The organism is Streptococcus sp. S784/96/1 (genome assembly GCF_902729355.1).
GTDB lineage: Bacteria > Bacillota > Bacilli > Lactobacillales > Streptococcaceae > Streptococcus > Streptococcus caledonicus.
In genome coordinates, this window is sequence record NZ_CACVCC010000055.1 from 1 (window position 1) to 8,578 (window position 8,578).

General features: G+C 38.1%; 9 protein-coding genes and 1 pseudogene. 2 read left to right on the plus strand and 8 right to left on the minus strand.

What is annotated here, in order from left to right; translation table 11 throughout:
* Window positions 1-747 precede the first annotated feature (747 nt).
* The 3 genes from GZ996_RS11280 to GZ996_RS11290 all read right to left on the minus strand — a co-directional run bounded on the left by GZ996_RS11280 (window position 748) and on the right by GZ996_RS11290 (window position 3,750).
* Window positions 748-1,041 carry a helix-turn-helix domain-containing protein gene (locus tag GZ996_RS11280; RefSeq protein ID WP_338014799.1) on the minus strand — a complete coding sequence of 98 codons (294 nt, stop codon included), beginning with the start codon at window positions 1,039-1,041 and terminating at the stop codon, window positions 748-750.
* A gap of 373 nt (window positions 1,042-1,414) precedes the next feature.
* Window positions 1,415-3,004, minus strand: a complete 1,590-nt coding sequence (locus GZ996_RS11285) for an ABC transporter permease (protein ID WP_162012106.1) — start codon at window positions 3,002-3,004, stop codon at window positions 1,415-1,417.
* Window positions 3,004-3,750: an ABC transporter ATP-binding protein gene (locus tag GZ996_RS11290; protein ID WP_162012107.1), complete on the minus strand. Its 747-nt coding sequence runs from the start codon at window positions 3,748-3,750 to the stop codon at window positions 3,004-3,006. Before GZ996_RS11290 ends, GZ996_RS11285 begins: the two co-directional genes overlap by 1 nt.
* Before the next feature lie 117 nt (window positions 3,751-3,867).
* Between GZ996_RS11290 and GZ996_RS11295 the strand changes: the two genes are divergently transcribed.
* On the plus strand, window positions 3,868-4,620 hold the full coding sequence (locus tag GZ996_RS11295) for an SDR family oxidoreductase (RefSeq protein ID WP_161979773.1): 753 nt from the start codon (window positions 3,868-3,870) through the stop codon (window positions 4,618-4,620).
* A gap of 13 nt (window positions 4,621-4,633) precedes the next feature.
* Window positions 4,634-5,215 (plus strand): HD domain-containing protein, encoded by a 582-nt coding sequence (locus GZ996_RS11300; RefSeq protein ID WP_238386432.1) that lies wholly within the window; start codon window positions 4,634-4,636, stop codon window positions 5,213-5,215.
* Window positions 5,216-5,274: 59 nt separating this feature from the next.
* Here GZ996_RS11300 and GZ996_RS11305 read toward each other — a convergent pair whose 3' ends face one another.
* The 5 genes and pseudogenes from GZ996_RS11305 to GZ996_RS11325 form a co-directional block, all read right to left on the minus strand.
* A complete protein-coding gene (locus tag GZ996_RS11305) occupies window positions 5,275-5,925 on the minus strand; it encodes an amino acid ABC transporter permease (RefSeq protein ID WP_161980992.1) in 651 nt (216 codons plus the stop codon).
* Between the two features lie 12 nt (window positions 5,926-5,937).
* Window positions 5,938-6,642 carry an amino acid ABC transporter permease gene (locus GZ996_RS11310; protein ID WP_162012109.1) on the minus strand — a complete coding sequence of 235 codons (705 nt, stop codon included), beginning with the start codon at window positions 6,640-6,642 and terminating at the stop codon, window positions 5,938-5,940.
* A 13-nt stretch (window positions 6,643-6,655) separates the two neighbouring features.
* Entirely contained in the window at window positions 6,656-7,450 is a 795-nt protein-coding gene (locus tag GZ996_RS11315) for a transporter substrate-binding domain-containing protein (RefSeq protein WP_156807238.1), read from the minus strand.
* 8 nt (window positions 7,451-7,458) lie between these two features.
* Window positions 7,459-8,226, minus strand: coding sequence for an amino acid ABC transporter ATP-binding protein (locus GZ996_RS11320; protein WP_156807237.1), 768 nt, complete (start codon window positions 8,224-8,226; stop codon window positions 7,459-7,461).
* 203 nt (window positions 8,227-8,429) lie between these two features.
* A pseudogene (locus GZ996_RS11325) lies at window positions 8,430-8,578 on the minus strand (IS30 family transposase); the annotation flags it as partial.

Here is an 8,578-nt window from a genome sequence, read left to right on the forward strand (position 1 = left end):
GACAGCTATCATAGCTTGGTGAATATCAATGCCAGCACAAGATGTATAGATGATATCCATAGTCGTTTCCTCCTAACTAATGATGAGGACTTGTCTCTCTAATAGTAGTCGTATTTTTATACTCATGATTCTTAGGCGATATTTTGGGGTTCTCGTAGATAGAGTGGATTAGTTTGTCCCTTGATAGATTTATCATTAAGTTATCAACCACAAAGCCCTCACTAAGAGTATCGCACTTAGCGAGGGCTTTGCCTATTGGTTGTCATTGTTTTGTGAGTGTGGGCTCCTCCATCGTGATGGTTTGTCCCACTCTCTTTCTCTTAAAAATTGAACATCTTTTGACAACGTTAATCTGAGTCATTGACCATTTTTCAAACTTTTTGCTGTCCTCCTTTTTTCTTGTGTATGAGTTTTCTTCCATGAGAATTCAAGATGATATAGTCATTTAAATTTTATTTAGTAAATTTTTGTTAGCACTTATCCTAATGTGGTGTGTGGCGTCCCAAAGGTCATTTGTAAGGTGGGGAAATAAGACGAACAGATTTCGTCACAATCGTTAAGGTTTGGGAGACCATTGGAGGTGGAAAATGAAGCTGGCGAAATCAGCATCAAAATAAACTGCTTCCTGTCAAGTAGACAATGAAATAATAATCGATTAAGCCACGGCCTTTCTCCTTACTTCAAGAGGGGGAAGGTCGTTATACTTCTCTTGAAATCGTTTGTTATTGTAAAATATAGATATAAGCCTCAATACTTTTTTAACCATCTTCTGAGAACGTAGGTATTTGAAATATTATATTTGTGACAAATCATTCTTAGGATTCCTTGTCCAGGAAGGCACTTCTCAATAGCTGTTTGTTTCAATTCTAACGAATAGTGTGTCCAAGTACGATTTTCCTTAAGGCTGTCAATACCATCAGTTTGGTATTTTCTTAGCCACTCCTTAATTGTATTGTCTGATACTTGATACTCTTTGATTAACTGTCCAATTGACTGACCTTCTGGATATTTCAATACAATCTCTAATTTTCCTCTACTGATTTTGGACTACTTTTTGACATATGAAAACTCCCCTTTTAGCTTCTAGTGAATTTTATTTTTTTACTATCCGCTATAAGGAGAGTATATCATTGCCTCTTATGTTATTTTTTAGTCTAAAGTTCTCAAAAGTCTGTTCTTATCGATAGTATTTCTTGAAAAGTATAATTTTTCTAAACTTAGACTGAGAGTGTCTACCAGGTAGTTTCGCTGATAAGAATACTACTATGATGAAAGAACCGTTGAGAGATTAATGCATTTCTTAATTTCTATCACTTAAACTGCTAAATTTAATTTTGAGGAATGTTAGAATTGTACTAGAATGGATGTCTGTCGCTTTAAAAAGCTCCCGAATATTTTCCGAGAGCTAAATGTGTTACAAGTTTTTCCAAAAACTGTTGTAAATATAGATTTCAAGTCCTGATGCAATAATTAGTGTCAAAAAGAGAAGAAGAAGACTAGTGTTTAAAGCACCGATGGTAAATGAAAGGATAATAGCACCTACGATTAGTGCGAGGAATCCTAGGAAAAACACGATTCCTATTACCATTTGCCAAATTTGGCGATTACCTCGTGTCAAAAGTTGGTTGATATTTTGCCAATTGAGCATCAGATTTTTTTGATCGCGACGATAGTCAAACTGTCCTAAAATAAATGAGGATAAGAAAATACCAATAACTAGACTAATTATCAGAGTGAAATGAAAACCGAGAACAGCTCCCAAGCTAGCATAAATTAGCGCTGGGATACCTGCTTGAATAAGGTATAAAATGAAGAATTTCTCTTTTAAAAATTGAGAAAAATTCATTGGGAGCGTTTTAATAAACGTGAAACTTTCTCTCTCTAGTGACATACCAACGGAAGTGAAAACAGTAGACATCAATCCGATGGCAGCACCGATTGTCAGAGCTATACCAAAGTAAGCAGGGGAGATAGAGTGAGCCTTGAAGTTACCAGCGCTAATTGGACCAATCATCATAAAAATAAAGAGATTTGAAGTAATCAAAGCAGTTGTCCAAAGAGTTGGAATTTTAAGAGTTGATAAGTGGTGACGAATCCAAAGTTGTCGTTGAGAGTGTTGTTTTGTTTGGCGTTTTTTGATTACTGTTGAACTGCTATCAATTTCTAATAATTGACCATAGTAACCAGGAATGACCATTTTGAAAATGACAATGATGAGAACCACTAACAAAAGATACCAAGTCCAATAATTGAGCAAACTACCTAATGAAAAAGGATTCAGGGCTACATCGTAAAAACCACTGATAAATGGCATGATTGGAAAATCAGGCAAACCACTAGCTGATAATTCAATATTAGATGAGTTGCTAGCATTAATCAAAATCAATCCGACAATAGCAACGAGTTGCGATAAGCCAATTAGCCCAGTAGAAATGAGTTTCTTATGTGGACTTTTAACGAGGATAGAGCCAACGCGATTGACTACAATGACTGAGAAGCTGAGAGTTACTAAACTAATAACCAAAAAGTTCACAAATGCAAGTAGAACTGCAAAAACAGGATTCATCAATCGTAGGTAAAGAAAAATCATCAAGCCAAGAGCGGGGATGATATAGGGAATTGCCATTCCTAAGGAGGCTAAAATTTTAGCTACAAGGATTTCACCTGCTTTGATTGGCAGTGGTAAATAGAGTTTTGTGTCTTGGCTATCATAAAAGACTGTAAACATGGGAGGAAAAGCAGAGACCAATGTTAAAGCCATGAACATTAAAATATAAGTAGTAAACATCCCAGGGAATTTGCTATAGTCATAAATAGCCAAGATAGCACTATAAGTGACACCGAAAAAGAACAAAGCAAGGAGTTGCTGGGTAAGGATACTTTTATAGGCTTGAATTTTTTTCTTAGGATTTTTAGCCTGTTTATTACGGATATTGACAAGATTTTGTGGATTTGAATAGAGGATATTGACTTTAAAAAGTTCCCAAATTGTTGACCAATTCATTAGGCCTCACCTACCTTTTCGCTGTCAGTTTTGCGACCCGCAAGTTCCAAGTAAATGGTTTCTAAATCTTTATCAGGATGGTCTGCTTTTAATTCAGCAAGGGTTCCAACGAAAATTAACTTTCCTTGACGAAGGATACCAATACGATCACAGAGTTGTTCAGCAACCGCTAAAACGTGAGTTGAGAATATGACAGTGTTACCTTGACTGGCGTGTTGTTTCATCATTTCTTTTAAGTCAAATGATGCTTGTGGATCAAGACCAGTCAATGGTTCATCTAAAATCCAAATATCAGGATTTGGCACAAGGGCACCGATAATAATGGCTTTTTGGCGCATACCGTGTGAGTAGCTACTGATTGTCTCAAAGCGGCGATCATAGATGTCAAAAAGATTAGCAAGCTCTTCGATACGTTTTTCAGTCTCTTCATCTGAAACACCATAAATTTTCGCTAAAAAGTGCCAATATTCGTCAGCAGTTAGATTTAAAAAGATATCTGGTGAATCTGGTACATAGGCAATTTTACGCTTAATGTCATCACGGTGTTCAGTTAACTTCATGTTATCGACAGTGATGTCTCCGTAGGTCGGTTCAATGATAGAGGTCAGAGTAGAAATTGTCGTGGTTTTACCAGCGCCATTGTGCCCGATGAGCCCAAAAATTTCCCCATTTTCAATGGTTAAATTAAGGTCACTAAGAGCAAATTTATCTCCATATTGCTTAGAAACATGGTCAAATGTGATCATCCTAAAATCTCCTTTAATCTTTTTGTTTATTATACTACTTTAGTCACACAAAAGTAAAGCCCTTACATGATTTTTTTCACAAAAAGTGATATGATAAAGAAAAAAGGAGGATGACGAATGACAAATACAGTGATGATTACAGGAGCTTCAGCTGGTTTTGGCACGACGATGGCAGCAAGTTTTATTAACAAAGGTTATCGAGTAATTGGCGCTGCAAGGCGCTTCGAGAAGTTGATGATTTTAAAAGAACAGTATGGGGAGAATTTTTACCCTTTGACGATGGATGTGACAGATTTGGCATCTATTGATGCAGCGCTAGCTAGCTTGCCTAGAGAGTGGCAGCAGATTGACATTTTGGTTAATAACGCTGGGCTCGCTCTTGGGCTTGATAAGGCTTATGAGGCTAATTTTTCAGACTGGCAGACCATGATTATGACCAATATCGTAGGTCTGACTTATTTGACACGTCAGATTTTACCTCAAATGGTAGAAAGAAAGTCTGGGCATGTGATCAACATTGGCTCAACTGCTGGAACTTATCCTTACCCAGGTGGTAATGTCTATGGAGCAACTAAGGCTTATGTCAAGCAGTTTAGCCTTGAATTGCGAGCTGATTTGGCAGGGACTAAGGTGCGTGTGACCAATGTTGAACCGGGACTTTGTGGAGGCACGGAGTTTTCTAATGTTCGTTTTAAGGGGGACAATGGCAGAGCAGAAATGCTGTATAAAGGTGCTGACAGCCTTCAGCCAGAAGATATAGCTAATACGGTACTTTGGATTGCAGAGCAACCAGCACATGTCAATATTAACCGCATTGAAATTATGCCAACTTCACAAAGCTTTGGACCACAACCGGTTGAACGTAATTAGGAGGGCAGGGAGTTTGACAAATTTACAAGACCAGTGGAGATTTTTTAACGAAGTTGAAAAACTTAAAACCATTACACGTCAAAATCAAACCTTGGACAATCGCTTTGAAAATTCGGCAGAGCATTCTTGGCAATTAGCGCTGATGGCTATAACACTACGAGAATATTTTTCAGAACTAGTTAATATGGAAAAAGTGATGCTAATGTTACTCTTGCATGATGTTGGTGAAATTGGAGTAGGAGATACTTCTGTATTTGATGAGATTGGAAAGTTGGACTCTTATGAACGAGAGTTGGCATCAGTAACACAGACCTTTTCTTTTTTACCAATGGAACAAAAAGAATATTATCTAAATGTATGGCAAGAGTTCGAGAAAGGTAATTCGGTTGAGGCTAGATATGCAAGATGTGTTGATGCCATAGCACCGCTGATGAACCATCTTTTAATTGCAGAAAAGGGTGATAATCCAGACGGATTAACCAAAAATCAGGTCTTAGCTAAGAAAGCTTTCATTGAAGCTGAAAGTCCAGATTTGTGGCAATGGGTACTTGATATGATTGATCAAAGTGTCGAAAAAGGATTGTATTTGCCTTAATTAAAATAGAAAAAGAGGTTAGAAAACTAGCCTCTTTAATGATGTTAGTAAGATCGTTTTTACTCCAAACTACTTGCCCAGCTTTTGGCTAAGTGTCGGGAGTAGCTTGAAATGGCAAAATTGATGAGGAAGTAGGTTCCTGCAACGATAGCGTAAAGGGTAAACACTTGTCCTGTTTCAAAGTATTTTCCCATGAGAATTTGACTTTTTCCGAAAAATTCTTGCAGGGCGATTACGGTGTAAAGGAAGGAGGAGTCTTTAATAACCGTGACAAATTGGGAAATAATAGCTGGTAACATTTTCCGAAAGGCTTGGGGGAAAATGATATAAACAAAGATTTGGATATGATTAAATCCTTGAGCGAGTCCTGCCTCTGTTTGTCCAGTAGGAATAGAGTTTAGTCCTCCGCGAATAATTTCTGCTAGCGCAGCTGAGGTAAACACTGTAAATGCGATGATACCTGCTGGTGTTGATTTGACTTGAAAGACTAGAAAGATAATGAAAATCCACAAAAGATTTGGTACATTTCTGACAAACTCAATGTAGATGGTGGCTGGGATGCTCAGCCATTTTTTCTGATGATTACGCATGAGCGCCAAAATGCTACCAAAAAGCGTTGATAAGATAATGGCGCAGAAAGAGATATACAGGGTCAGCCCTAAACCGCTTAATAAAAAGCTTAGGTTGGTTAATGTGAAGATATCAGACATAGCATTCTCCTTTTAGAGGTGATAGGCTTTTTTATTGCCTGCTTCAATGCGTCGCCCCCAACTTGCGATAGGGAAGCACATGATGAAGTAAAGAAGAGCAGCAGAAGCAAAGGCAGGAACGTAGTTTGAGGTATCATAGGCCCAGTTTTTGGCGGTAAACATAACATCTGCTCCAGAAATAATGGCAACTGTTGCCGTATTTTTAATCAGGTTAACCACTTGATTAGTCAGAGGTGGTAAAATAGAGCGAATAGCCTGGGGAAGAATAATCAACCACATCGTTTCTTTTTGAGAAAAGCCCTGCGATAAGGCAGCTTCTGTTTGACCTTTGGGAACGGATTCAATACCAGAGCGAATAACTTCGGCGATATAGGCACCGTGATAAAGTCCGACGCAAATCACGGCTGTAAAAAAAGTATTGATGCGAATTGCGCCATCTGTTATGATGGCTAGTCCATAGTAAAGAAAGACAAAATGGACAAGTAAGGGAGTGTTTTGGAAAACTTCTACGTAAATTCTAGAAAACAAACGAAGAAAAAAAGAACGGTGACGATTCAGCATGGCAAATCCTGTTCCTAATGCCAAAGCTAAAAGAAGTGCACAGGTCGCTATTCCTAAAGTATATAAAAATCCAAGGGCAAATTCATCGAGATAGTCTATGAAACCAGACCAACGTTCCAAGGCCCAAGGACTAAGTTGTGCAGTTGTTAAAATCATATTTTCTCCTTTCTTAGTTAGTTGAATCAGCAGGTGTTAAATTAAATTTATCGTAGATTTTTTGCAGACTGCCATCCTTACGCCATTTGTTTAATTGTTCATTGATAAAATCAGTTAAATCAGTGTTTGTTTTTTTCGTTGCAATCCCGTAGGCTTGGGTGTTAAAACCGTCTTTTAGCATACGGTTGCCTTTGTGGACGTAGCCTGATAAGAGTGACTTATCAACTGAAAAAGCGTCGATGCGTTTGGCTTGAAGTGACATGGTTAATTCTGGGTAAGAGCCAAGTTGTACAAATTTAAACGTCAATCCGTTTTCTTCGGCATAGGTTTTCAGGTTTGCCTTAGTAGTTGCTCCTTGAGCGACCCCAATTGTCAGACCATCTAAGTCATCCATAGTGTGGATGTTGCTTTTCTTACGGACCAAAAATCCGATTTGATCATAATAGTAAGGATCTGAAATGCTGAAATTTGCTTGACGCTGTTCCGTAATAGTATAAGTGGCGATAATCACATCAACCTGCCCATTGTCCATAAGAGGTTCCCGTGTTTGAGTGGTTACTGGTGTGTATTCTACTTTAACATCAAGGCTATCAGCTAATTTTTTGGCAATATCAATTTCCATGCCTTCAAACTGATTGTTTTCTGCATTGAGATAACCAAAGTTTGGGACATCTTGTTTGACACCTACACGAAGAAGACCTGATTTTTTTATGGCATCTACCTTTGTAGATTCAGTAGCTGATACAGTTGTTGTCCCAAGACCTACTATGAGGAGGGTTAACAGTGTAAAGATTTTTCCTTTTTTCATATGATAACCTAACCTTTCTTACTGACTTTTTCAGAAGTGTGGTTGATAATCTTGCTGAGGAATTGCTGCGCTCGAGGTTCGTTTGGATGATCAAAAAAGCCATTGACATCAGTTGTATCAACAAGAACAGTCCCTTGGTCCATAAAGATAATGCGGTCAGCAACTTCACGAGCAAACCCCATTTCGTGAGTAACTACAACCATACTCATTCCCTCAGTTGCTAAGTTTTGCATGACTGTCAGAACATCGCCGATAGTTTCTGGGTCTAATGCTGATGTTGGTTCATCAAAAAGAAGGAGTTCTGGTTTCATAGCTAGGCCACGAGCAATGGCAACACGTTGCTTTTGTCCTCCAGATAAGGTGGCAGGATAATAGTCTTTTCGGTCCCACATATTAACATAAGTTAAATATTTTTCAGCTAAGGTTGTGGCTTCTTTGTCAGATAAGCCCAAAACTTTCCTTGGAGCCAACGTTATATTTTCTAACACGTTTTTGTGGGGGTAAAGGTTGAAATGTTGGAAAACCATTCCGACTTCTTTGCGAAGTGCTTGGAGATCTTTCGCTTTTATATTAGAAACTTCATGCCCATTCACAAGGAGATTACCAGAATCAATTGTCTCAAGAGCGTTGATAGTACGGATTAGTGTTGATTTTCCAGAACCTGATGGGCCAAGGAGTACAACGACCTGTCCTTTTTCAATGGATAGGTTAATATCACGCAAAGCGTGATAATCACCGTAGTATTTGTTTACGTCTTTAAATTCAATCAATGCCATAAGACACCTCCTAAAAAATATGTGTTATAAAATATAACATGAGAATAAAGTATCATACTTGGAAATCGCTGTCAAGCATTTACATAGAATTTTTAGAAAATTCTGCGCAATGATATTTTGTGTAACAGAACCTATTAAATATTTTCTCGGCACATTGTCAAGTCAAGTGCAACAAGTTCATGGATAGACTAGGATTCCATTATTTAGGCTGTTTGGGCTAGCCCAAACAGAAATTTTGAAGTTTTGTAATGGTGAAGTCGTCTAGGTCTTTCGTTAATAGCTGAGAGATATTGAGCAAGTTCTTCGTCAGTCAGCGGATTGAGAGATTTCCCTTTAGGGAGAAACTCTCTGA